We start from the raw sequence: 23,716 nt of genomic DNA on the forward strand, positions 1-23,716 counted from the left end.
GTGACTGCTTTGTTGCGGCATGGTTTGCAAGGTATTGCAGAATGTTTCGGCAAGGGCTAGCGTGCGGGCGAATCAGCGACCAGAGAAAGGCCGTCGATGAAACCGCCGCCGATATCCCCCAAGGCGCTGCTCGCCCTGGTCACCTCCCTCGTACTCACTCTCGTCGGCGTGCCGGTGGCCCTCCACCAGCTCGGCGCCGACGCCACCGCCCCGGCCGCCACCCCCGACGTCCTGGCCGCCGGCAATGCTCCGCAGTGGAACCGCGAGCCGTCCCCCGACGCGCTCCTCAAGGCCGGCACCGGCACCGCCAAGGCCGAGCAGTTCTACTTCGTCCTGCCCGACCGGTTCGCCAACGGCGACAAGCGCAACGACACCGGCGGTCTGACCGGCGGCCGGCTCACCACCGGCCTCGACCCGGCCGACAAGGGCTTCTACCACGGTGGCGACCTCAAGGGCCTGATCGACCGGATGGACTACATCCAGGGGCTCGGCACCACCGCCATCTGGCTTGCGCCGATCTTCAAGAACCGGCCGGTGCAGGGCACCGGCGCGGATGTCTCGGCCGGCTACCACGGATACTGGATCACCGACTTCACCCAGGTCGACCCGCACTTCGGCACCAACGCGGAGCTGAAGAAGCTGGTCGACCTGGCCCACCGGCGGGGCATCAAGGTCTACCTCGACATCATCGTCAACCACACCGCCGACGTCATCCGGTACGCCGAGGACAAGTACGGCTACGTGGACAAGAAGACCGCGCCGTACCGCGACGCGCAGGGGCGTCCCTTCGAGGACCGCAACTACGCCGACGGCACCCGGAAGTTCCCGGCGGTGAACTCGACGTCGTTCCCGTACACCCCGGTGTTCGCCACCCCGGCCGACGCGAAGGTCAAGGTACCGGCGTGGCTGAACGACCCGACCATGTACCACAACCGCGGTGACTCCACCTTCGCCGGGGAGAACAGCGAGTACGGCGACTTCTTCGGCCTCGACGACCTGTGGACCGAGCGTCCCGAGGTGGTCCGCGGCATGACCGACATCTACGCCCAGTGGATCGGCAAGGCCGGCGTGGACGGGTTCCGCCTCGACACGGTCAAGCACGCCAACCTCGACTTCTGGCCGCAGTTCGCCCGCGGCATCGACGCCGCCGCCGCGAAGGCCGGCAAGAAGGACTTCTTCATGTTCGGCGAGGTCTACAGCGCCGAGCAGGAGATCCAGTCCACCTACGTGCGGCAGGGCGGACTGCCCGCCACGCTCGACTTCTCGTTCCAGGAGGCGGCACGCGGGTACGCCGCCGCCGACGGCTCGGCCAAGTCGCTCGCCGACGTCTACGCCAAGGACGACCTGTACTCCGCGCGGGACACGAACGCCAACCGGCTCACCACGTTCCTGGGCAACCACGACATGGGCCGGATCGGCTCGTTCGTCGCCGCCGCCGGCGGTGACGACGCCACCCAGCTGAACCGCAGCCGGCTCGCCCACCAGCTCATGTTCCTCACCCGCGGCCAGCCGGTCGTCTACTCCGGCGACGAGCAGGGCTTCACCGGACCGGGCGGCGACAAGGACGCCCGGCAGGACATGTTCGCCTCGCGGACCGCCGACTACCTCGACGACGACCTGATCGGCACCACCCGCACCCACGCCGCTGACCAGTACGACACCCGCCACCCGCTCTACCGGACCATCGCCGAGCTGGGCGAGCTGCGGACGGCGCACCCGGCGCTGCGCGACGGCGTGCAGGTGACCCGGTACGCGGCCGACGGGCCGGGCGTCTTCGCGTTCTCCCGCGTCCTGCCCGCCGACCGGATCGAGTACGTGGCGGCGGTGAACAACGCCGCGACGCCGCAGACTGTCACAGTGGACACCTGGTCGGCCGGCGCCCGCTTCACCGGCGTGTACGGCGGCGCCACCGGCGCGACCGCCGGCGCGGACGGCAAGCTGAGCGTCACCGTGCCGGCCATGTCGGCGCTGGTGCTCAAGGCCGACCGGGCGATCCCGCAGGCCGGGGCACCGACGATCACGATCACCGAGCCGGGCGACACCCCGGTCCCCGGCAAGGCCGCCGTCACCGCCCAGGTGACCGGCGACCCGCTCGCCACCGTCACGTTCGCCGCCCGGGTCGCGGGCGGCAAGTGGACGCTGCTGGGCACCGCGCACCGCGCGCCGTACACCGTGCACCACGACCTGACCGGCCTGCCCGGCGGCACCCGCGTGGAGTACAAGGCGGTGGTCCGCGACGGCAAGGGCCGCACCGCCACCGCCCGGGCCACCGGCACCGTCGGCACCCCCGCCCAGGGCGCGTCGCGGGACTGGGCGATCGTGCACTACCAGCGTCCGGCCGGCGGGTACGACGACTGGCGGCTCTACGCCTGGGGCGACATCGACCCGGCGTACGTGACGCAGTGGCCCGCCGGGCAGCCGTTCGCCGGTGAGGACTCGTACGGCCGGTTCGCCTGGGTCAAGCTCAAGCCCGGTGCGAAGACGGTCGGGTTCCTCGTGATCGACGGCGACGGCAACAAGGACGTCGCGAACGACCGCACCATCGACGTGACTGCGACCGGCGAGATCTGGGTCAAGCAGGGCGACCCGGCGGTCTACCCGACGCGGCAGGCCGCCACCGGCGAACCCGACCCGCCCGTCGCCCAGGACACCGCGCTGATCCACTGGCGCAAGGCCGACGGGAACTACGACGGCTGGGGCCTGCACCTGTGGGACGGCGCGGCCAACCCGACCGACTGGGCCGCCCCGCTCAAGCCGGAGAAGACCGACGCGTACGGCGCGGTGTTCCGGGTGCCCCTCGCCGCCGGGGCGACCGGGCTGAGCTACATCATCCACCGAGGCGACGAGAAGGATCAGCCCGAGGACCAGCGGCTCGACTTCGCCACCGCCGGGCGCGAGGTGTGGCTGCTCGCCGGCGTGAAGGGACGGCTGCTGCCGACCACCACGTCCGGCGCCGCCAAGGATCTCGACCTGACCAAGCAGAAGGCGCAGTGGATCGACAGGTCCACGGTGGCGTGGGCGACCGGGCCGACCGACGGCAGGCGGTACGCGCTGGCAGTCGCCCCGGCCGGTGGGATCGGCCTCGCCGACGGTGAGCTGACCGGCACGTACACCACCATCGCGCTGCGGGCGCAGCGCAACGGGCTGACCGAGGCGCAACGGCAGGCGTACCCCCATCTCTGGGCCTCGCGCGCCTTCTCGCTGGACCGCGCCGACCTGGCCCGGGTGCCGGCGGCGCTGCGCGGCCAGATCGTGGTGACCGAGCGGGACGCCGAGGGCGCGCTGCTCGCCGCCACCGGCGTGCAGATCCCCGGCGTGCTCGACGACGTCTACGCGGCGGCGACCGGCGCGAAGCTCGGGCCGACGTTCGCCGGCCGGGTGCCCACCCTGGCGGTGTGGGCGCCGACCGCGCGGACCGTGTCGCTGGAACTGTTCGACTCGCCCACGGCCCAGCCGGCCACCGTGGCGATGCGCCGCGACGACCGCACCGGCGTCTGGTCGGTACGCGGCTCCAAGGCGTGGAACGGCCGCTACTACCGCTACCGGGTGCAGGCGTGGCAGCCGGCCACGCAGAAGATGGTCACCGCGTCGGTGACCGACCCGTACTCGGTGGCGCTCGCGCCGAACTCCACGCACAGCCAGATCGTCGACCTGACCGACCCGGCGCTCGCGCCGGCCGGCTGGGCGAACCTGCGCAAGCCGGCCGCGCCGCCGGCGTCCAAGGTCCAGATCTCCGAGCTGTCGGTACGGGACTTCTCCATCGCCGACACCACGGTTCCCGCCGACCGGCGGGGCACGTACCTGGCGTTCACCGACCCGAACAGCGCCGGCATGAAGCACCTGCGCAAGCTCGGCGACGCCGGGGTCAACCACCTGCACCTGCTGCCGGCCTTCGACTTCGCCACCATCCCGGAGAAGCGGGCCGACCAGACCCGGCCGAACTGCGACCTGGCCGCGCTGCCGCCGGACTCCGACGAGCAGCAGAAGTGCGTCGCGGCGGTCGCCGGCACCGACGGCTACAACTGGGGGTACGACCCGCTGCACTACACGGTGCCCGAGGGTGGGTACGCCACCGACCCGAACGGCGCGAAGCGCACCACCGAGTTCCGCCAGATGGTCGCCGGAGTCAACAAGGCCGGGCTGCGGGTGGTCATGGACGTGGTCTACAACCACACCTCGGCCGCCGGCGCCGACCCGAAGTCGGTGCTCGACCAGGTGGTGCCGGGCTACTACCACCGGCTCCTGGAGGACGGGACGGTCGCCAACTCCACCTGCTGCGCCAACACCGCGCCGGAGCACGCCATGATGGGCAAGCTCGTGGTGGACTCGCTGGTGACCTGGGCCAAGGCGTACAAGGTCGACGGCTTCCGGTTCGACCTGATGGGCCACCACCCGAAGGCGAACATCCTCGCCGTACGGGCCGCGCTGGACAAGCTCACGCTCGCCCGCGACGGCGTGGACGGCCGCAAGATCCTGCTGTACGGCGAGGGCTGGAACTTCGGCGAGGTCGCCGACGACGCCCGGTTCACGCAGGCCACCCAGGCCAACATGGCCGGCACCGGCGTCGGCACGTTCAACGACCGGCTCCGCGACGCGGTGCGCGGCGGCGGCCCGTTCGACGCCAACCCGCGGGCGCAGGGCTTCGCCTCCGGCCTCTACACCGACCCCAACGGCGACGACGTCAACGGTTCGGCGGCCGAGCAGCGGGCCCGGCTGCTGCACCAGCACGACCTGATCAAGGTGGGGCTGACCGGGAACCTGCGCGGCTACCGGTTCACCGACTCCACCGGCAAGCGGGTCACCGGGGCGCAGGTCGACTACAACGGCGCCCCGGCCGGGTACACCGCCGCGCCGGGCGAGGCGGTCACCTACGTCGACGCGCACGACAACGAGATCCTGTACGACGCGCTGGCGTACAAGCTGCCGCAGGGGACCTCGGCGCAGGACCGGGCCCGGATGCAGGTGCTCGCGCTGGCGACCACCGCGCTCGGGCAGGGTGCCGGGTTCGTGACCACCGGCTCGGAGCGGCTGCGCTCGAAGTCGCTGGACCGCAACTCGTACAACTCCGGTGACTGGTTCAACCAGATCCGGTGGGACTGCGCCCAGGGCAACGGGTTCGGCGCCGGCCTGCCGCCGGAGGCCGACAACAAGGACAAGTGGTCGTACGCGAAGCCGCTGCTGGCCGATCCGTCGCTGGTGCCGGACTGCGCGGCGATCGACCTGGCCGACGCCCGGTACGCGGAGCTGCTGCGCGTCCGCCGGTCCTCGCCGGTGTTCGGGCTCGACACCGCCGCCCAGGTGCAGAAGCGGGTGGCGTTCCCGCTGTCCGGGACGAAGGAGACCCCGGGCGTGCTCACCATGACCCTCGACGCGCGAGGGCTGGACGGGAGGTGGAAGTCGGTGACAGTCGTCTTCAACGCCACGCCGGAGACGGCGAAGCAGACAGTCACCGGGCTGCGCGGGGCGAACGTGGCACTGCACCCGGTGCTGCGGAACTCGGCCGACCCGGCGCTGCGTACCGCGTCGTTCGACCGGGCCGCCGGCACGTTCACCGTGCCCGCGCGCAGCGTGGCGGTGTTCGTCCAGAGCTGACCGCACGGCCGACCGGCCCCCTGCCACGTTTCGTGGCAGGGGGCCGGTCGCGTACCCCGGGCCGTCAGGTCAGTTGAAGCAGTCCTCGACGGTGTTGGCGCAGTTGGTGGGGTCGTTGTTGCTGATGAGGGACTTGTCGTCGAGCTTGACGCGTCCTTCGTTGTTGAGGACGCCGCCGGCGACCCGGTGGAGCTTGCTGGAGTCGGTGGCGGTGTTCTTGGTGACGTGGGTCTTGGTCAGGGTGATCTTCGCCTTGTTGTTGAAGATGCCGCCGCCGTTGAGGGCGGTGTTGCCCTTGATCTCGGTGTCGCGGATGGTGAGGGTGGCGTTGTCGTCCTTGTCGTGGTCGCGGACGATGAAGCCGTCCTCGATCTTGACGAGCCACTCACCGTTGAAGATGCCGCCGCCGAAGCGGTTGGCGGTGTTGTCGACGATCTTGCTGTCGGCGATCGTGGCGCTGGCGTGCTCCTTGTTGTCCGGGTAGCCCCAGTGCTTGCCACCGGTGACCACCACACCGCCACCGTCGCCGTCGGCGTGGTTCTTGGCGACGTGGACCTTCTCCAGGAGCAGGTCGGTGTTCTCGGCGTACACGCCGCCACCGTTCTCGCAGGCGGTGTTGCCCGTGATGGCGGTGAAGGAGACCGTGACGGTGCCGCCGCTGCTGAACAGACCGCCGCCGTTCTTGCCGGCGCGGTTGTCCGACAGGGTGGACTTGACGCCGTCCTTGCCGTGGTCGGAGCCGAAGATCTCGACGATGCCGGCCTCGTGGTGCTTGCCCTTCGGGTCGTAGCCCTTCGGCGCGGCGGAGGCCGCCGGGCCGTGCCCACCGGACAGGCCGCTGCCGTTGGCGATGCCGCCGCCGTTGCCGCCTGCGGTGTTGTCGTCGACGTGGGTCTCCTCGACCTTGAGGATGCCCTCGTTGTAGACGCCGCCGCCGTCGCCCTGGGCGTGGTTGCCGACGACCTTGCTCTCCTTGAGCCAGGTGCGGCCGTAGTTGGCGATGGCGCCGCCGTCGCCCTCGGCGTTGTTGTCGACGAGCTTCACGTTCGACAGGTGCGCGCTGCCGCCACGCTCCACCAGGAGCGCGCCGCCGTCGCCCTCGAACCGCTTGTCGTCGTCCTTGCCGCCGTTCATGCCGTCCGCGACGGGCGTGACAGCGGCGGCCGTGGTCGCCGCGGCCGGAGCCGCGACAGCCGGGGCCGCGACAGCCGGGGCCGCGACAGCCGGGGCGGCGGCCGGCGGCTGGCCGCCGCCGGGGTACTTGAACTCGTTGGCGTTGCCGCCCTTGACGGTGAGGTCCTTGAGGGTGAGGTCGCCGCCGTCGACGACGCGGAAGATGCGGAAGGTGTCTTCGGCGTCGCGCTTGATGGTGGAGTTGTTGCCCTTGATGGTGACGTCCTGCTTGATCTCGGGCAGGGCGGAGCCGAACTTGCGGTCCTTGACGCCGAGTTCGTAGGTGCAGTTCTCGGCGAGCTTGATGGTGCCGCCGTGGTCGCGGTTGGCCAGTTCGAGGGCGTCGATCAGGGCGTCGTCCTTGCAGGGGACCTCGCGGGTCTTGCCGTGGTCGTCCTTGCCGTCCTTGCCCCACTCGCCCTTGTCCGGGCCCCACTCGCCACGGTCGCGGCCTTCCTTGCCGCGGTCCTTGCCGTCCTTGCCGTACCCGTCCTTGTCGTACTCGCCCTCGGCGCCCTTGTCGCCGTAGTCGCCGTCGCTGAGCTGCTGCGTGGTCGACCACTTGACGTCGGCGAGCCGGTGCGGGCCGGTGGCCCCGGTGGTCGCGTAGGCCACGCCGGCGAGGCTGACCGCTCCGGTCAGGCCCACAACGCCGGTGGCGAGCCACATCCGGCGACGCCGGAGCGGGGAGATGGTCTTGCTGGTGGCGTCATCGTTATTGCGAAGGTAGTTGGACATCGGAGCTCTCTGCCCTCTCCTTGTACCTGACAAGGTCGCTTCGCCCTGGCGAGGCGGCCTTCGCTACAAATCGGTTGTAGCTGCTGAAGACGACCGTATGAGAACCTTCTTCGCCTCGTGGTCATACACGAAAAAAACCCGCATACGGGTGCGGGTGGGATGGGCGGGCGCAGTGCGGCCCGGATGCCCCGGCGGGGGACACCACGGCCAGCCGGGCTGTCCGGGGTGGGAGCCCTCCTCGCGACACGGCGCGAGGAGGGCTTCCCGGTTATGTGGTGGTTCCGTCAGTTGAAGCAGTCCTCGACGGTGTTGGCGCAGTTGGTGGGGTCGTTGTTGCTGATGAGGGACTTGTCGTCGAGCTTGACGCGTCCTTCGTTGTTGAGGACGCCGCCGGCGACCCGGTGGAGCTTGCTGGAGTCGGTGGCGGTGTTCTTGGTGACGTGGGTCTTGGTCAGGGTGATCTTCGCCTTGTTGTTGAAGATGCCGCCGCCGTTGAGGGCGGTGTTGCCCTTGATCTCGGTGTCGCGGATGGTGAGGGTGGCGTTGTCGTCCTTGTCGTGGTCGCGGACGATGAAGCCGTCCTCGATCTTGACGAGCCACTCACCGTTGAAGATGCCGCCACCGAACCGGCCGGCCGTGTTGTCCACGACGGCGCTGTCGGCGATCGTGGCGCTACCCGCGAGGCCGTCCTTCTCGGCGCCGTTACCGGCCCAGTCCCGACCACCGGTCGTCACCACGCCGCCGCCGTCGCCGTCGGCGTGGTTGCCCGCCACGTGGACCTTCTCCAGGAGCAGGTCGGTGTTCTCGGCGTACACGCCGCCACCGTTCTCGCAGGCGACGTTGCCGCCGATCGCGGTGAACGAGACGGTGACCCAGCCGCCGCTGCTGAACAGACCGCCACCGTTGTGGCCGGCCCGGTTGTGGCTCAGCGTGCTCAGCGAGGCGTCCTTGCCCTCGTGCGCCCCGATGATCTCGACCGTGCCCGCGTGGTGCTTGCCGTGCTCGCCCTTGTCGCCCTTGCCGGGCTTCGCGGCCGACGCCAGGTCGACCGGCCCGTCGTGGTGCTCACCGCCGCCGTTGGCGATGCCGCCGCCGTTGCCGCCTGCGGTGTTGTCGTCGACGTGGGTCTCCTCGACCTTGAGGATGCCCTCGTTGTAGACGCCGCCGCCGTCGCCCTGGGCGTGGTTGCCGACGACCTTGCTCTCCTTGAGCCAGGTGCGGCCGTAGTTGGCGATGGCGCCGCCGTCGCCCTCGGCGTTGTTGTCGACGAGCTTCACGTTCGACAGGTGCGCGCTGCCGCCACGTTCCACCAGGAGCGCGCCGCCGTCACCCTCGAATCGCTTGTCGTCGTCCTTGCCGTCCGGGACGAGCGCCGTCGGCGCGGGGCCACCGCCGCCGGGGTACTTGAACTCGTTGGCGTTGCCGCCCTTGACGGTGAGGTCCTTGAGGGTGAGGTCGCCGCCGTCGACGACGCGGAAGATGCGGAAGGTGTCTTCGGCGTCGCGCTTGATGGTGGAGTTGTTGCCCTTGATGGTGACGTCCTGCTTGATCTCGGGCAGGGCGGAGCCGAACTTGCGGTCCTTGACGCCGAGTTCGTAGGTGCAGTTCTCGGCGAGCTTGATGGTGCCGCCGTGGTCGCGGTTGGCCAGTTCGAGGGCGTCGATCAGGGCGTCGTCCTTGCAGGGGACCTCGCGGGTCTTGCCGTGGTCGTCCTTGCCGTCCTTGCCCCACTCGCCCTTGTCCGGGCCCCACTCGCCACGGTCGCGGCCGTCCTTGCCGTACCCGTCCTCGCCCTTCTCGCCGCCCTTCCCGCCCTCGGCGCGGGAGTCGTCAGCGGCGTTCTGCGGCGCGGCGGCGTGGTTCTCCGCCACCGGTTCGGTGCCGGACTTGTCGTCGCGGGCGGCGAGACCGCCGAGTGCCGCCAGCCCGACGACGCCGGTCAGCCCGGCCACGCCGGTGGCGACCCAGAGCGCCCGCCGCTTGCTCGTCCGCGGCGGGGGCGCCATCGGCGCGCCGCCGTCGGGTGTCGTTACGTCGTTCGACATGAGAGCCCTTTCGGTTCTTCCCAAACGGGTCGCACCGCCCCAGGCCGGGCGACCAGCTACAAACCGGTTGTAGCCTCTGATCAGCACCGTATGAGAAGGTTCCTCGCGAGGAAGACTTATCCGAAAAAAGCCCGCATTCCTCCCACGAACGGCGGTCGGTGACCAACCACGTGAGCGGTACGGGAACGGCCCGGAGCGGCGGCGGGCCCCACCACCTGCCGGAAAGGCGCGGTGGTGGGGCCCGAGGGAGTTCGCGGCCGCGGGGGATCAGCCAGGCAGGCGGGGGCCCGCCTCACGCTGCTCGGCCAGCCAGGTCTCCACCTCGGCGGAGGCGCGCGGCAGCCCGGCCGACATGTTCACCGGGCCGTCGGCGGTGACCAGGATGTCGTCCTCGATCCGCACGCCGACGCCCCGCAGCTCCTCCGGGACCAGCTCGTCCTCCGGCTGGAAGTAGAGCCCCGGCTCGACGGTGAGCACGTACCCCTCGCCGAGCGGCCCCTCGCGGTAGGTCTCCTTGCGGGCGTTGGCGCAGTCGTGCACGTCGATGCCGAGCATGTGACTGGTGCCGTGCAGCGTCCACCGCCGGTAGACCGTGGAGGCCGGGTCCATCGCCTCGTCCACGCTGACCGGCAGCAGCCCGAGATCCTTCAACGCCTCGGCCAGCACCCGCATGGAGGCGAGGTGCACGTCCCGGAACGCCACGCCGGGCCGGCACATCTCGATGCCGGCCTGCTGCGCGGCGTACACCGCGTCGTAGACCTGACGCTGCAACGGCGTGAACCGGCCGTCGACCGGGAGCACCCGGGTCACGTCGGCGGTGTAGAGGTTGCGGTTCTCCACGCCCATGTCCATCAGCAGCAGCTCACCCGGACGGGTGGCGCCGTGGTTGTGCACCCAGTGCAGGATCGTGGCGTGCTCGCCGGCCCCGACGATCGAACCGTAGCCGACGTCGTTGCCGTCGTGCCGGGCACGCAGCGCGAAGACGCCCTCCAGCAGCCGCTCGGAGACCCCGCGGTCGGCGGGCAGTGCCCGTGCCACGTCCTCGAAGCCGCGCACCGTCGCGTCGCACGCCTCCTGGAGCTGCGCGATCTCCCACTCGTCCTTGACCAGCTTCAGCTCGGCGATCGCGATCGCCAGCTCCCGGTCGCGGCCGGGCTGCCCCTCGGCGCGCGCGCCGTCGTACTGACGCACCGCCGCGTCCACCCGGGCGTCGAAACCGCGGAGCACACGGGTACGCCCCGGCGCCAGCTCGGCCAGCGCGGCGTCCAGCTCGCTCAGGTCGGCCGTCGGCAGCCCCAGCTCGGTCGACTTCTCCCGCAGCGTCGGCCGGCGGCCCACCCACAGCTCGCCGTGGCGGCTGCGGAAGAACTCGTCGGTCGCCCGGGACGACCGGGGCCGCATGAACAGCGTGGCCTCGCCGCCCGGCCGCAGCACGAGGACGCTGTCCGGCTCCAGGTCGCCGGTCAGGTACGCGAAGTCGCTGCCCGGCCGGAACCGGTGGTCGGTGTCGTTGGCGCGTACCTTCTCGTTGCCGGTGGGGATGACCAGCGTCTCGCCCGGGAATGCCTCGGCCAGCGCGGCCCGGCGCTTGGCGTGGTTGGGCACCTCGGCGCGCGGTGTGACCGGCAGTTCGGTGTCCCGCCAGCCCTGCCGCATGAACGACAGGAACGCCTCCGGGAAATCCGGGTCGTGCGACTCCGTGCCGTCCGGCGCCTTGCCCTGCCCGGTCCGCTCCTCGGCCATGATCCGCCCCTCCCTGAGCCTCGTCGCTGGTCCCGACGGTACCGCGCGCACGACAGCGGGAGGTGCCTGCGGTGCCGCGACGGTGGCTTCCGGCGCGTGGAAAGATGGCGGCCATGTGCGGACTCCTGGCCTTCTTCAGCGCGCGCGGCGACGCCGCCGCCCACCGCGACAACATCGCCGGCGCACTGGAGTGCCTGCACCACCGCGGCCCGGACGAGACAGGGGTCGAGGTGGTCGGCGACGCCTCCGGCCGGTACGCGGACGGCGTGTTCGCGCACAAGCGCCTGGCGATCATCGACGTGGCGCTGAGCCACGAGCCCCTGCCGTACGCGGGCGGGCGGTACCTGCTCACCTTCAACGGCGAGATCTACAACTACATCGAGCTGCGCGAGGAGCTGATCCGCGACTACGGCGCCCAGTTCGCCACCAACGGCGACGGCGAGGTGATCGTCGCCGGCTACCACTACTGGGGTGAGCAGGTGCTCACCAAGCTGCGCGGCATGTTCGCGTTCGTGATCTGGGACCGGCAGGAGCGGCGGGCCTTCGGCGCGCGGGACTACTTCGGCATCAAGCCGCTGCACTACCTCCAGACCCAGGACGGCCTCTACCTCGCCTCGGAGAAGAAGGCGCTGTTGCCGTTCGCGCACTCGGCGTACCAGGGCGACGCGGGTATCGACACCGCGAACCTGAGCCACTACCTGACGCTGCAGTACGTGCCCGAGCCGGGCACCCTGCACAAGGGGATCAGCCGGATCGGCTCGGGGGAGTACCTGACCTGGACCCCTGGTGGCCGGATCGAGGTGCGCCGCTGGTACCGCCCGGTGTTCCGGCCGGCCCCGGTCTCCGACGAGCAGCGGCTCTACCACGACATCCGGAAGACGCTGCGCGAGAGCGTACGGATGCACATGCGCTCGGACGTGCCGGTCGGCTCGTTCCTGTCCAGCGGCATCGACTCCACAGCCGTGGTGGCGCTGGCCCGCGAGTTCAACCCGAACATCCTCACCTTCACGGTCGGCTACGACGTGCCCGGCTACTCCGAGATCGACGTGGCCCAGGACTCGGCCCGGCACCTCGACGTGACCACGATCCCGACCAAGATCGGGCCGCAGGACATGATCGACGCGCTGCCGAAGATCGTCTGGCACCTGGACGACCCGGTCGCCGACCCGGCCCTGGTGCCGCTCTACTTCGTGGCGAAGAAGGCCGCCGAGCACGTCACAGTGGTGCTCTCCGGCGAGGGCGCGGACGAGTTCTTCGGCGGTTACACGATCTACCGGGAGCCGCTGTCGCTCAACGCGGTCAACAGCCTGCCCGACGGCGTGCAGAAGGGCCTGCGCGCCGTGTCCAAGGCGATCCCGCAGGGCGTCAAGGGCAAGAGCTTCCTGGAGCGCGGCACCACCCCGATCGAGGAGCGCTACTACGGCAACGCCCGGATGTTCACCGAGGAGGAGAAGCAGCACCTGCTGCGCCGCTACGACCCCTCGGTGCGCTACACCGACGTGACCGCGCCGATCTACGCCGAGTGCACCGAGCTGGACGACGTCACCAAGATGCAGTACGTCGACCTCTACACCTGGCTGCGCGGCGACATCCTGGTCAAGGCCGACCGGATCTCGATGGCGCACTCGCTGGAGGTGCGGGTGCCGTTCCTGGACCGGGAGGTGTTCAACGTCGCCGCCGGCATCCCGGTCGACCTGAAGCTGCCGCCCCGCTCCGAGGCCACCAAGTACGCGATGCGTCAGGCGCTCCAGGGCGTCGTGCCGCCGGCCATCGTCAACCGCAAGAAGCTGGGCTTCCCGACCCCGACCCGGGTCTGGCTGCGCGGCGAGATGTACGAGTGGGCGCGGCACGTGCTGTCCACCTCGGGCGCGGGCGACCTGATCGACCTGTCGTACGCGATGCGCCTGCTCGACGAGCACAAGCGGGAGGAGGCCGACCACTCCCGCAAGGTGTGGACCGTGCTGATCTTCTGCATCTGGCACGCCATCTTCGTGGCCAAGACGCTCGACCCGGGCATCCAGCGCAACCAGTCCGCGCTGCTCACCAAGCCGGTCGTCGGCAGCATGGTCCGCTGACCCGCCAGACGTGACAGGGCCCCCGGGGTACGCCCCCGGGGGCCCTTCTCACTGCGGGATCACCTGCCGGTGCAGGTGACCGTCGGCAGGGAGTTGGTGCCGGAGAAGTTCGCGGTGAAGCCGAACGTCGTGGTGCCCTCCGGCGGGACGCTGCCGTTGTAGGCGGCGTTGGAGACGCTCACCGACGCCCCGCTGCCGCTCAACGTGCCGTTCCACACCTGGTTGATGGTCTGACCGCTGGGCCAGGTCCAGTTGGCCGTCCACCCGGAGTACGTCCGGGTGCTGTGGTTCATGATCATCACTTCGCCCTGGAAGCCGCCGTTCCAGGCGCTGACCACCTTGTACACCGCCATGCAGGTGCCGGACGGCATGGTCGGGCTCGTCGTCGGCGCGGGCGTGGTCGGGGCCGGGGTGGTCGGCGCGGGCGTCGTCGGGGCGGGCGTGGTCGGCGCCGGGGTGGTCGGGCCGGGGCTGCCGCCCGAACCGATCCCGGTCACCTCGCCGTTGCCCCCGTCGAACGTCACGTCGGAGCAGCCGAAGAAGTTCTCCTGGCTGTCCGAGCGGACCCAGCGCGAGTAGATGATGTGCCGGCCGCTCTTGTTCGACGGCAGGTTACCGGTGAAGTAGTAGTGACCGTCGTTGGTGCCGACCGCGCCGCGCTGCGGCGGGTTGGTCACCTGCAGGAACGGCTGCTCCTCCAGGTCGCTCCAGGCCAGCGGCCGGTTCGGGCTCCAGCTGTCCTTGGTCACGTAGAAGTAGAACGTGCCCGGGTGGTGGGCCCAGTTGCTGTACCGGAACTCCATCGACCGGCCCGCCGTCAGGTGGGTGATCGGCCAGTCGTTGCGCGCCGCGTCGTACCCGCTGAAGCCGGGGTTACCGCCGCTGCACAGCTTGCCGTCGGGGATGAACCCGACGGTCCGCCCGCCGGCGTCGGAGCGCAGCACGCTGAACCAGTTGTACAGCGAGTTCGCCCCGCTCGTGGCCACCGCCGACGAGCAGGCGGGGTTGTTCGGCCGGATCTCACCGGTTCCGGTGAGGCCGTCCTTCCAGCACAGGTAGGTGCGGGCGCCCGGCGTCATGGCCGCGCCGTGTGCGGCCGCCGGTCCGGAGTTGGTGGCCAGGGCGAACGCGCCCAGGGCCAGGGTGGCGGCCGCGGTGAGCAACGCGGCCGTACGGGATCGGTGCACGGGGATCTCCTGACTCGCGGAGCGTGGCCCGGTTCGGCCCGCCCCGCTGCGACGAGCGGATGCGACGATCGCGGTGCCCGCGCCCGGTCGGCGTGCGGCCGGGGCCGTCGGCGGGCGCGCACCGCCTGCGGTCCGTTGCCACGGACCGTGGATGCCCTCGCGTCGGCTCGACCCGGCGGCCGGTGACGCGGCAGCCCCCCGCGTCGTTACCCGGCATCGCCATCCCACCACGTCCGGACGCCGCCCGCAATAGGTGCTGCTCGATGTCCGGGTCGCGGCGCGCCGCGACCCCGCCATGCGCCAGGATCGGGGGAGGACGACGAGGGGAGCCAGGATGGGGTACGCGGTGGTGCTCGGCGAGGCGCTGGTGGACCTGCTCGACGCCGAGCACGACGGAGAACCCGTCTACCGGCAGGCGATCGGCGGCGGCCCGCTCAACGTGGCGGTGGCGATCGCCCGGCTCGGCGGAGACGCGCGGTTCGTCGGATCGCTCGGCGACGACGCGCTGGCCGGGCGGATCCGTGCGTTCCTCACCGACGCGGGTGTGGACGTGAGCGGGACTGTCACGGTGCCGGCGCCCACAGCGCTCGCCGTGGCGACGTTCGCCGGCGCGGAGCCGGACTTCCGCTTCTACGGCGAACCCCGCTCGTACGCGCTGCTCGGCCCGGACGACCTGGACGTGGCGCTGGTCGAGGGCGCGGACGTGCTCTACTGCGGCTCGATCGTGCTTCTCGACCCGCCGGTGCTGGCCGCCGCCCGGCGCGCCTGGTCGATCGCGGGCGCGCTGCGGGTGTTCGACCCGAACGTGCGGCCCCGCCTGCTCACCACGCCGGGCGCGCTGGACGGGCTGCGGGCGGTGGTCGCCGAGTTCGCGGCCGCCGCGCACCTGGTGAAGCTCAGCAGCGCCGACGCGCGGCTGCTCTACCCGGACGAGCCGGTCGAGGGCGTCGCCGCGTACCTGCGGGAACTGGGGGCGAGCACCGTCGTGGTCACGCTCGGCGCGGACGGCGCCCTGGTCGCCGCCGCCGACGACGTGGTACGCGTGCCCGCGCCGAAGGTGGACGCGGTGGACGCCACCGGCGCGGGCGACTCGGTGATGGGCGCGCTGGTGGCCGACCTGCTGGCCGCCGGTGAGCCGGCCGACCCGGCCGGGTGGCGGGAGCGGGTCGCGTTCGCGCTGCGGGTGGCGGCGGTGGTGTGCGAGTCACCGGGCGGCGCCACAGCCATGCCCACCCGCACCGCTGTCGAAGCCCGCTTCGCGTGAAAGGAAGGGCCCCTTCTTAACGCCTCCGGTAGAGGAGGGGCCCCTTCTTAACACCCGCCCCCCCCGCGCGGAGGCCGGCGTCACGCGCGGGGGCCGGCGTCACGCGCGGGGGCCGGCGTCCCGCGCGGAGGGCGAGCTCAGGCGCGCGGACGGGTCATCGTCAGGACGGCGGTCAGGGACAGGAACGCGGCGCCGGCCAGGACCACAGCCATCGGCAGCGCGCTGCCCTCGCCGCCGAGCCCGACCAGCGGCGCGGCGAGCGCGCCGACCACCGACTGGATGCCGCCCATCAGCGCCGCAGCGGTGCCCGCGTGCCGGGCGTGCGCGTCCAGCGCCAGCGCGGTGCTGTTCGGCATCACCATGCCGAGCGAGCCGACGAAGGCGAACAGCGCCACCGCCGTCACGGCCAGGCTGCCGGCCAGCGCGCCGCTCAGCACGCCGACCGCGGTGACCAGGCCGACCACGAGCGTGGTGACCAGCAGCCGGCGCGGCGTGAACCGGTCGAGCAGCCGGGCGTTGGCCTGCCCGACCGCGACCAGGGCGAGCGCGTTGACGCCGAAGATCACGCTGAACACGGCCGCGGAGACGCCGAAGACGTCCTGGAACACGAACGACGACCCGGAGATGTACGCGAACAGCCCGGCGAACGCGAAGCCCTGCGTCAGCGCGTACCCGAGATAGACCCGGTCGGCGAGCAGCGACCGCATGGTCCGGACGGTGGCCCCCAGGCCACCGGTGCTGCGGCGCTCGGCCGGCAGCGTCTCCGGCAGGCGCAGCGCGACGGCCACGGCGAGCACCGCCCCGATGACGGCGAGCGCCACGAAGACCGCCCGCCACGAGCCGAACCGCAGCACCAGGCTGCCCACGCCCGGCGCCGCCACCGGTGCCACGCCGAAGACCAGGGTGAGCCGGGAGAAGTACTTCGCGGCGTCCCGTCCCGAGTAGAGGTCGCGGACCACCGCGCGGGCGACCACCACGCCCATGCCGCCGGCGACGCCCTGGGCGAACCGCGCGGCGGCCAGCAGCGGGGCGTTCGGCGCCGCGGCGCACGCCAGCGCCAGCACCGTGTACGCGACCACGCCGACCAGCACCGGACGGCGGCGCCCCCAGCGGTCACTGAGCGGACCGGTGACGAGCTGACCCAGGGCGAGGCCGATCAGGCAGGTGGTCAGCGAGAGCTGGATGCCGGCCTGGTCGGCGCCGAGGTCGCGGGTCATGGCCGGGAACGCCGGCAGGTACATGTCCAGCGACAGCGGACCGATCGCGGTGAGCGTGCCGAGCAGCACCAGCAGCGTCACGCCGCCGGTGGACGCGGTGGTGCGGTCGGCGGCCGGGCGCGCGGCGGTCGGCGCGGCGTTGCTCACGAGTGGGTACCCCCTGGATCCGGTGCGTCCGGGTACCTTACATCTGTAGTCAGAACTATTGCGATGTGAGGCGGGTGACCCCGTGGCGACGAACGAGCAGGTCGCGCGCGTCGGAGCGGTCGTGGGGGAGCTGCACCGCCTCCTGCGCCGCCGGACCGGGGCGCGCGTCGGACGAGACCCGCTGCCCGAGGCGCAGGTGGAGTTGCTGCTGCTGGTCCGGGAGACGCCGGGGATCAGCGGCAAGGAGGTGGCCCGGCGCCTCTGCACCGCGCCCAACACGGTGAGCACGCTGGTCCGCGACCTCACCGACGCCGGGCTGCTGGCCCGTGACCGCGACCCCGGCGACCGCCGGGTGCTGCGGCTGCGCGTGACCGAGGCCGCCCGGGCCCGGATGGCCGACTACGAGACCAACCGCGCCGCGCTGCTCGACGAGGCACTGGCCGAGCTGGACCCGGCGGCGCGGGAGGCGATCCTGGCCGCCGCCCCGCACCTCGACGCGCTGCTCGGCGCACTGCGGGGCCATGCCCGGCCGGAACCGCCCGGACGGGCCTCCGGAAACCCGGTGGCCGTCGCGCCGGCCCGCCCTGCATGATCACCGGATGGCCCTGCACCAGGACGAGATACCCGTGGACGAGCAGGTCGTCCGGGCGCTGCTGGCCGGCCAGCGCCCCGAGTGGGCCGCGCTGCCGCTGACCCCGGCCGGGGCCGGGACCGACAACACGATGTACCGGCTCGGCGCCGACCTGCTCGTCCGGCTGCCGCGCACCGCCGAGAAGGCCGGTGCCCTGCGCAAGGAACAGCAGTGGCTGCCCCGGCTCGCGCCGCTGCTGCCGTACCGGGTGCCGGAACCGGTGTACGCCGGCGTCCCGGCCGACGCCTTCCCGCTGCCGTGGTCGGTGCAGCGGTGGATACCGGGCGACGAGGTCCGGTCCGGCACAGTCGAGGACTGGGCCGCCCTCGGCGCCGACCTGGCCGCGTTCGTCAGGCACCTGCACGCGGCCGACCTGCTCGGCGCGACCCGCGCGGGCCCGCTCAGCGGATACCGCGGCGGCAGCCTCCGTCCCTGCGACGCCTGGATCTCCGCGGCGCTCGACGACTGCCGGACCCGGATCGGCGACGAGACGGACGTCGACACCCTGGTCCGGCTCTGGCGGGACGCCCTCACCCTGCCCGAACCCGCCGGGCCGCACGTCTGGCTGCACGGCGACCTCAAGCCCACCAACCTGCTGGTGCACGACGGCCGGCTGCGGGCGGTCATCGACTTCGGCGGCCTGACCGTCGGGCACCCCGACGCGGAACACGCGCCGATCTGGGACCTCCCGCCGCAGGCCCGGCACGCCTACCGGGAGGTGCTCGGCGTGGACGACGTGACCTGGGCGCGGGCCCGCGCCTGGGCACTCGGGGTGGCGGCCAGCGGCGTCTCCTACTACTGGGACACGTTCCCGGCGTTCGTCGCCGAGTGCCGCAACCGCCTCCGGGAGATCCTCGCCGACGCCGGCTGAGCCCGGCCGCCGGTCAGGCCGTGCCGTCCAGCTCCGCGTAGCCGCGGCGGGCAGCGATCAGGCCCGGCCGGGCGCCGAACGGCGACTCGGCCGCCACCCGCTCCGGCGGGGCGCTGCCGGTGTGCCCGGCGCGGATCAGCCACGCCTGCCGCGCGAGCTGCGCGTGCTGCTCGCGGACGAAGTCCACGCCGACCGGCTCGCCGTGGCCGGGCACCACCACCGTCGCGGGCGTGGTCAGCCGCAGCAGGTCGGCCAGCGCGTCCGGCCACTTCAGGGGGTACGACTCCTCGAACGCCGGTGGCCCGCTCTGCTCCACCAGGTCGCCGGCGACCAGCACGTCCGCGTCGGGCACGTGCACCACCAGATCGGCGTCGGTGTGCCCGTGCCCGGGATGGCGCAGCACCACCCGCCGGCCGCCGACGTCGAGCACCGTCTCCTCGTGCACCTCGTGCGTCGGCGCCCGCAGCTCGGTACGCGCCAGCTCCTCGGCCAGCGCCGGGTGCCCGGCACGCATCTCCTCGTACGCGGCGCGGCGCACCGCGTCGGACCGGTCCCGCAGCGCCGCCGCGGCCTGGGCCTGCGCGTAGATCGCCGTGTCCGGCCCGGCCAGCGTGGCGTTGCCGAAGCAGTGGTCGAAGTGGTGGTGCGTGTTCACGATCGTCCACGGGTACGGCGTCACCGCCCGCGCCGCCTCCGCCAGCTCCCGGGCCTGCCCGGCGGTCGAGAGCGTGTCGACGAGCAGCGCCGCGCCGTCACCGGCCACCAGCACGACGTTCACCGCGAGCGTCGGCTCGCGCAGCACGTGCACCCCGGCGGCGACCTCGGAGAACCCGGCCGTCATGACTGGCGCACGGCCCGCTCGACGAAGCGCTGCCGGTCGACGAGCACCCGCTCGACCCGGCCCTGCGCCGCCACGGTGGGCCCGTCGGTGACTGTCACGTCGAAGACGAGCCGCTTCCCGTCGACCTTCACCAGCTCGGCGTGGGCGGCCACGGTACGACCGACCGGCGTGGCCGCGCGGTGCTCCAGCTCCACCCGCACGCCGACAGTGGTCGACCCGGACGGCATCCGGGTCGCGGTGGCGGCCACCGTCGCGGCCTCGGCCAGCGCCAGCACCCGGGGTGTGCCGAGCACCGGCACGTCCCCCGAGCCGACCGCCTGCGCGGTGTCGGCGTCGGTCACTGTGAGCTCGACCCGGGCGGTCAGGCCCGGCGTGAAGGGCGACTCCGGCTGCTCCTGCATGCGGCCGAGCCTAGTGCAGCCGACCCGCGGCCGTCCGGCGTCCGGGCCGCCGCCGGTCCGGTCGCCACCGCCCGCCCGCATGCCCGCCCGTCGCCCGCCGTTAACCTTGTCCGCGATGGCCGAGCTGACACAATCTCCGACCCCCGCCCCCGACGCGACCACCGAATCGCCCGACGGTGGGCGCCGCCGTGTGATCGCGATGACCATCTGGGGCGTCGCCTTCGTCGTCGCCTGGCTCGCCATCGGCCTGCCCACCGACCCGGCGTACGCGTTCCTGTGGATCTGGGCCGGCACCGTCGCGTGGAACTCGGCCCGCCCGTGGCGCAGCCACCTGCGCTTCGCCCGGGACTGGATCCCGGTGGTGCTGCTGCTCGCCGCGTACAACCTGTCCCGCGGGTTCGCCGACAACGGCGCCACCCCGCACGCGATGGAGCTGATCGTCGCCGACCGCTTCCTCACCGGGTGGCTCACCGGCGGCGAGGTGCCGACGATCTGGCTCCAGGAGCGCCTGTACGACGCGTCCGAGGTGCGCTGGTGGGACGTGCTGGTGAGCTGGATCTACTTCTCGCACTTCGTGGCGACGTTCGCCGCCGCCGCGGTGCTGTGGATGCGCAACCGGCGGCGCTGGATCGCGTACATGTCGCGCTGGGGCTTCCTGTGCGCGGCCGGCCTGGTCACCTACTTCGCCTACCCGGCCGCGCCGCCGTGGTGGGCGGCGCAGAACGGCCTGCTCACCGAGGTCGCGCGGATCTCCACCAGGGGGTGGAAGGAGATCGGCATGCACGGCGCGGGCAACCTGCTCAACGCCGGGCAGATCGCCTCCAACCCGGTGGCCGCGATGCCGTCGCTGCACACCGCGTTCGCGCTGTTCGTGGTGCTGTTCTTCATGCGGTCGGTGCGCAAGCGCTGGTGGCCGCTGATGCTGGCGTATCCGCTGGCCATGACGTTCACGCTGATGTACAGCGGCGAGCACTACCTGATCGACGTGCTGGTCGGCTGGGCGTACGTGGGCATGACGTTCCTGGTGGTCGGCCTGGCCGAGCGCTGGTGGGCGGCGCGGCAGGCCCGGCGTGCCGGTGAGCCCGCCGTCGCCGCAGGCGCCCCGTCCGCCGACGGCGACACCGCCGCCGACACCCCGGACCGCGCCGCCGACGACCGGGACGCGGTGCCCGCCGAGCGCCGGTAGGCCCCCCGCCGCCGTCACGGGCGGCCGGGTCGTCTGCGCGCCGCCGTGGTTCGCCGCGCCGCCGCCGTGGCGTCGCGGCCGCCGGGGTCAGCGGCCGCTGTCGGTACGGCGGGCGGCGCGCGACCGCTCGGTCAGCTCCGCGGCCAGCTCCCACGCGTCGGCCAGATCCCGGTCGACAGCCGCAGCCCCGGCCCCACCGGCGGTGTCCGCGTGCACGGTGGCCAGCCGCAGCAGCCGCTGCACCGGACCCCGCGTGACCCGCACGCTCTGGATCCGGGCGTACGGCACCAGCGTCAACTGCCTGGTCAGCAGCCCGGAGCGGGCCACGAAGACCCGCTCGTCGAGACCGGCGCCGACCACCTTGCGGCTCAGCGGGCGCAGCCACCGGGCCCGCGACGGGGGCGGTGTGGCGGGCAGCGCGTCCAGCCGTACGCCGGGCAGCACCTCCGCCACGACCATCGCGCCGGTGCCCGCGTCGCCGACCGGCAGCAGCCGGTCCGGGCGGTTGCGGTCGTCCGGCTCACCGGCCGAGTAGCCGGCCACCTCCAGCCGCAGCCGCAACCACCCCTTCATCCGCCAGAGCAGCGGCCAGGTCGCCCGTACGGTCTGCACCCGGTGCAGCGGCACGGTCTGCATCCGCGTCTCCAGCAGCCCGTTGTGCACGCGCAGCGTGCCGTCGTCCCGGTCGAGCCGGAAGCTCCAGTCGTCGAGCACCCGGCGGATCGGTTGCAGCACCACGCCCGCCATCGCGGTGAGCGTGCTCGCCACCGCGATGAACGACCACGAGCCCTCGGAGAGGAACTGGGCGCCGACGAACACCAGGCCCAACGGCAGCAGGAACGCCTGCGGCGTGAGCAACTGGCTGATCAGCAGGTCCTGGTTGCGTACCGCGTGCAGCCGGCGCCCTTCCGGCACGGGCGCGACCGGCGCGCCGGGCTCGGCCGCCGGAACCGGCGCCGGGGCGGAGCGACCGGCCACCGCGAGCAGACGCTGCCGCAGCGCGGTGGCCTCGGCGACGCTGAGGTAGGCCAGGGGCGCCTCGGTCTTGCCCCCGCCGACCACCTCCAGCCGCAGCTCGGCCAGGCCGGTGAGCTGGGCCAGCAGCGGCCGGACCACCTCCACCGCCTGCAACCGCTCCAGCGGGATGGCCCGGGTACGCCGCCACAGCAGGCCCTCGTAGACCCGCAGCTCGCGGCCCACCAGGTGGTAGCCGGTGTTCCACCAGCTCACCACCGACAGCACCGTGGCGCCGAGCACGAAGACCGTGACGAGCACCGCGAACCAGCCGAACCCGACCCGCGACAGCGTCGACCAGGAGAGCCCGGCGATCACCACGACCAGCGACTTCGCGCCGTGCAGCGCCGGGCTGAGCGGATGCAGCCGCTGCCGGGGCTCCTCACCACCGGCCGGTCCGGCCGCCGGACCCCACGGTCCCGGGTACGGCGGCAGCGGCGCGGGCCACGGCCCGGGCGCCGCGTCGGGTCCGGGCGGCGGCCCGTACCCGGGTGCCGCCGAGCCGGGCGGCCCGTAGCCGGGTGGCGGTGCGTACCCGGGCGGTGGCCCGTACCCGGTCGGAGGTCCGTAGCCGGATGGTGGTCCGGGGACGGGCGGCGGTCCGTATCCCGGCGCGGGCGGCCACGGATACCCGTTGGGCTGCTGACCCGGAGCCGGTGGGTGCGCCGCGTCGGCCGGCGTGGGCGGGCCGGGCGTCGGCTCGGGCCGGTCGTCGTGGGGCGGCGGGGCGCCGGAGTCGCTCCGTTCGCTCACAGGCCCTCCGCCCGGTCCTCACCCAGAGCGGTCAGCCGGTCGCGCAGCCGGGACGCCTCGGCCGGGCGCAGGCCGGGCACCCGCGCGTCGCTCGCGGCCGCGGCCGTATGCAATTGCACGGTGGCGAGGTCGAAGGCGCGCTCCAGCGGACCCGCGCTCACATCGACGAACTGCATCCGCGAGTACGGCACGATGGACAACCGCCGCACCAGCAGGCCGTGCCGCACGAGCAGATCGTCGTCGCGCTCGGCGTACCCCCAGGCGCGGACCGCCCGCACGATGGTGACCGACCGCCAGACGCCCATCAGCACCGCCACGCCGACGGCGGCGCCGAGCAGCCAGTGCCCGGACAGCGCCCAGGCCACGCCGAGCACCACGAGCGCCACGGCCAGCCCGATGCCGAGCCGGATCAGCTCCACCCAGATCAGGTCGCGGGAGATCGGCTGCCAGCGGACCGTGTCCGGCCAGGGCTCCAACGCGCTGCGCGAGGCGGGCGGGAGGCCGGCCGGGCCGTCACCGCTCACCGGGAGGACCTGCCGTGCTCGCCGCCGGTACGGGCTCGGGTCATCTGCTCGCTCACGCTTCGAGCGTAGGCGATCAGGGCAGCGGGACCACCTCGCGGAGGAAGCCGCGTGCGTCGAGGAAGTCACCGAGGGAGCCCCGGTGGTCCGGGCAGGCCAGCCAGGTCTTGCGCCGGTCGGGCGCGTGCAGGCGGGGATTGTGCCAGCGGAGCTGGAAGGCGGCGGGCGCGCGACACCCCCGCGCCGAGCAGATCAGCGTCTCGTCCGGGGTGGTGGGAGTCGTCACCGGGGCGAGTCTAGAGGCCGCACGCCGGGAG

16 protein-coding genes are annotated in these 23,716 nt (G+C 72.7%); 6 read left to right on the forward strand and 10 right to left on the reverse strand.

What is annotated here, in order from left to right; genetic code table 11:
• Nucleotides 1-96 precede the first annotated feature (96 nt).
• Nucleotides 97-5,592: a pullulanase-type alpha-1,6-glucosidase gene (gene pulA / locus FHX31_RS07690; RefSeq protein ID WP_013475929.1), complete on the forward strand. Its 5,496-nt coding sequence runs from the start codon at nt 97-99 to the stop codon at nt 5,590-5,592.
• Nucleotides 5,593-5,661: 69 nt separating this feature from the next.
• On the opposite strand, the gene FHX31_RS07695 is transcribed toward pulA, so the two are convergent.
• From FHX31_RS07695 to FHX31_RS07705, 3 genes are all read right to left on the reverse strand, one after another.
• Nucleotides 5,662-7,503 (reverse strand): hypothetical protein, encoded by a 1,842-nt coding sequence (locus tag FHX31_RS07695; RefSeq protein ID WP_184975630.1) that lies wholly within the window; start codon nt 7,501-7,503, stop codon nt 5,662-5,664.
• A 284-nt stretch (nt 7,504-7,787) separates the two neighbouring features.
• Nucleotides 7,788-9,548, reverse strand: a complete 1,761-nt coding sequence (locus FHX31_RS07700) for a hypothetical protein (RefSeq protein WP_184975633.1) — start codon at nt 9,546-9,548, stop codon at nt 7,788-7,790.
• A 267-nt stretch (nt 9,549-9,815) separates the two neighbouring features.
• Complete coding sequence (locus FHX31_RS07705; RefSeq protein ID WP_123111122.1) at nt 9,816-11,291, reverse strand: aminopeptidase P family protein; 1,476 nt, start codon at nt 11,289-11,291, stop codon at nt 9,816-9,818.
• A gap of 113 nt (nt 11,292-11,404) precedes the next feature.
• On the opposite strand from FHX31_RS07705, the gene asnB reads away from it, so the two are divergent.
• Nucleotides 11,405-13,366, forward strand: coding sequence for an asparagine synthase (glutamine-hydrolyzing) (gene asnB, locus FHX31_RS07710; RefSeq protein WP_184975636.1), 1,962 nt, complete (start codon nt 11,405-11,407; stop codon nt 13,364-13,366).
• A gap of 59 nt (nt 13,367-13,425) precedes the next feature.
• Here asnB and FHX31_RS07715 read toward each other — a convergent pair whose 3' ends face one another.
• Nucleotides 13,426-14,559, reverse strand: a complete 1,134-nt coding sequence (locus FHX31_RS07715; protein ID WP_176739886.1) for a lytic polysaccharide monooxygenase auxiliary activity family 9 protein — start codon at nt 14,557-14,559, stop codon at nt 13,426-13,428.
• Between the two features lie 328 nt (nt 14,560-14,887).
• Between FHX31_RS07715 and FHX31_RS07720 the strand changes: the two genes are divergently transcribed.
• Nucleotides 14,888-15,817 carry a carbohydrate kinase family protein gene (locus FHX31_RS07720; RefSeq protein ID WP_013287385.1) on the forward strand — a complete coding sequence of 310 codons (930 nt, stop codon included), beginning with the start codon at nt 14,888-14,890 and terminating at the stop codon, nt 15,815-15,817.
• A 137-nt stretch (nt 15,818-15,954) separates the two neighbouring features.
• Here FHX31_RS07720 and FHX31_RS07725 read toward each other — a convergent pair whose 3' ends face one another.
• The gene (locus FHX31_RS07725) at nt 15,955-17,181 is read right to left on the reverse strand and encodes a multidrug effflux MFS transporter (protein WP_047893412.1); all 1,227 of its coding nucleotides are present in this window, start codon (nt 17,179-17,181) and stop codon (nt 15,955-15,957) included.
• Between the two features lie 82 nt (nt 17,182-17,263).
• Between FHX31_RS07725 and FHX31_RS07730 the strand changes: the two genes are divergently transcribed.
• Nucleotides 17,264-17,773 carry a MarR family winged helix-turn-helix transcriptional regulator gene (locus FHX31_RS07730; protein ID WP_184975639.1) on the forward strand — a complete coding sequence of 170 codons (510 nt, stop codon included), beginning with the start codon at nt 17,264-17,266 and terminating at the stop codon, nt 17,771-17,773.
• Between the two features lie 7 nt (nt 17,774-17,780).
• Nucleotides 17,781-18,683 carry an aminoglycoside phosphotransferase family protein gene (locus FHX31_RS07735; protein WP_184975642.1) on the forward strand — a complete coding sequence of 301 codons (903 nt, stop codon included), beginning with the start codon at nt 17,781-17,783 and terminating at the stop codon, nt 18,681-18,683.
• 13 nt (nt 18,684-18,696) lie between these two features.
• Here the strand turns inward: FHX31_RS07735 and FHX31_RS07740 are convergent, their stop codons facing one another.
• Nucleotides 18,697-19,524, reverse strand: a complete 828-nt coding sequence (locus tag FHX31_RS07740) for an MBL fold metallo-hydrolase (RefSeq protein ID WP_013475939.1) — start codon at nt 19,522-19,524, stop codon at nt 18,697-18,699.
• On the reverse strand, nt 19,521-19,925 hold the full coding sequence (locus FHX31_RS07745; protein WP_013287380.1) for a thioesterase family protein: 405 nt from the start codon (nt 19,923-19,925) through the stop codon (nt 19,521-19,523). The genes FHX31_RS07740 and FHX31_RS07745 overlap by 4 nt, the downstream gene beginning before the upstream one ends.
• A gap of 115 nt (nt 19,926-20,040) precedes the next feature.
• Here FHX31_RS07745 and FHX31_RS07750 point away from each other — a divergent pair, with 115 nt between their 5' ends.
• The gene (locus FHX31_RS07750; protein WP_013287379.1) at nt 20,041-21,111 is read left to right on the forward strand and encodes a phosphatase PAP2 family protein; all 1,071 of its coding nucleotides are present in this window, start codon (nt 20,041-20,043) and stop codon (nt 21,109-21,111) included.
• Nucleotides 21,112-21,198: 87 nt separating this feature from the next.
• Here FHX31_RS07750 and FHX31_RS07755 read toward each other — a convergent pair whose 3' ends face one another.
• The 3 genes from FHX31_RS07755 to FHX31_RS07765 form a co-directional block, all read right to left on the reverse strand.
• A complete protein-coding gene (locus tag FHX31_RS07755; RefSeq protein ID WP_184977758.1) occupies nt 21,199-22,560 on the reverse strand; it encodes a PH domain-containing protein in 1,362 nt (453 codons plus the stop codon).
• Between the two features lie 314 nt (nt 22,561-22,874).
• A complete protein-coding gene (locus FHX31_RS07760) occupies nt 22,875-23,402 on the reverse strand; it encodes a PH domain-containing protein (RefSeq protein ID WP_013287377.1) in 528 nt (175 codons plus the stop codon).
• Between the two features lie 73 nt (nt 23,403-23,475).
• Nucleotides 23,476-23,685, reverse strand: a complete 210-nt coding sequence (locus FHX31_RS07765) for a hypothetical protein (protein WP_013287376.1) — start codon at nt 23,683-23,685, stop codon at nt 23,476-23,478.
• Nucleotides 23,686-23,716: the final 31 nt, after the last annotated feature.

The sequence above is a fragment of the Micromonospora sp. CNZ286 genome (assembly GCF_014207755.1).

Excerpts from the sequence above, each read along its gene's own strand:
- FHX31_RS07700 (WP_184975633.1), bottom strand. The coding sequence starts at position 9,548 with ATGTCGAACGACGTAACGACACCCGACGGCGGCGCGCCGATGGCGCCC.
- FHX31_RS07720 (WP_013287385.1), top strand. The coding sequence starts at position 14,888 with ATGGGGTACGCGGTGGTGCTCGGCGAGGCGCTGGTGGACCTGCTCGAC.
- FHX31_RS07740 (WP_013475939.1), bottom strand. The coding sequence starts at position 19,524 with ATGACGGCCGGGTTCTCCGAGGTCGCCGCCGGGGTGCACGTGCTGCGC.
- pulA (WP_013475929.1), top strand. The coding sequence starts at position 97 with ATGAAACCGCCGCCGATATCCCCCAAGGCGCTGCTCGCCCTGGTCACC.
- FHX31_RS07705 (WP_123111122.1), bottom strand. The coding sequence starts at position 11,291 with ATGGCCGAGGAGCGGACCGGGCAGGGCAAGGCGCCGGACGGCACGGAG.
- FHX31_RS07735 (WP_184975642.1), top strand. The coding sequence starts at position 17,781 with ATGGCCCTGCACCAGGACGAGATACCCGTGGACGAGCAGGTCGTCCGG.
- FHX31_RS07695 (WP_184975630.1), bottom strand. The coding sequence starts at position 7,503 with ATGTCCAACTACCTTCGCAATAACGATGACGCCACCAGCAAGACCATC.
- asnB (WP_184975636.1), top strand. The coding sequence starts at position 11,405 with ATGTGCGGACTCCTGGCCTTCTTCAGCGCGCGCGGCGACGCCGCCGCC.
- FHX31_RS07750 (WP_013287379.1), top strand. The coding sequence starts at position 20,041 with ATGGCCGAGCTGACACAATCTCCGACCCCCGCCCCCGACGCGACCACC.
- FHX31_RS07745 (WP_013287380.1), bottom strand. The coding sequence starts at position 19,925 with ATGCAGGAGCAGCCGGAGTCGCCCTTCACGCCGGGCCTGACCGCCCGG.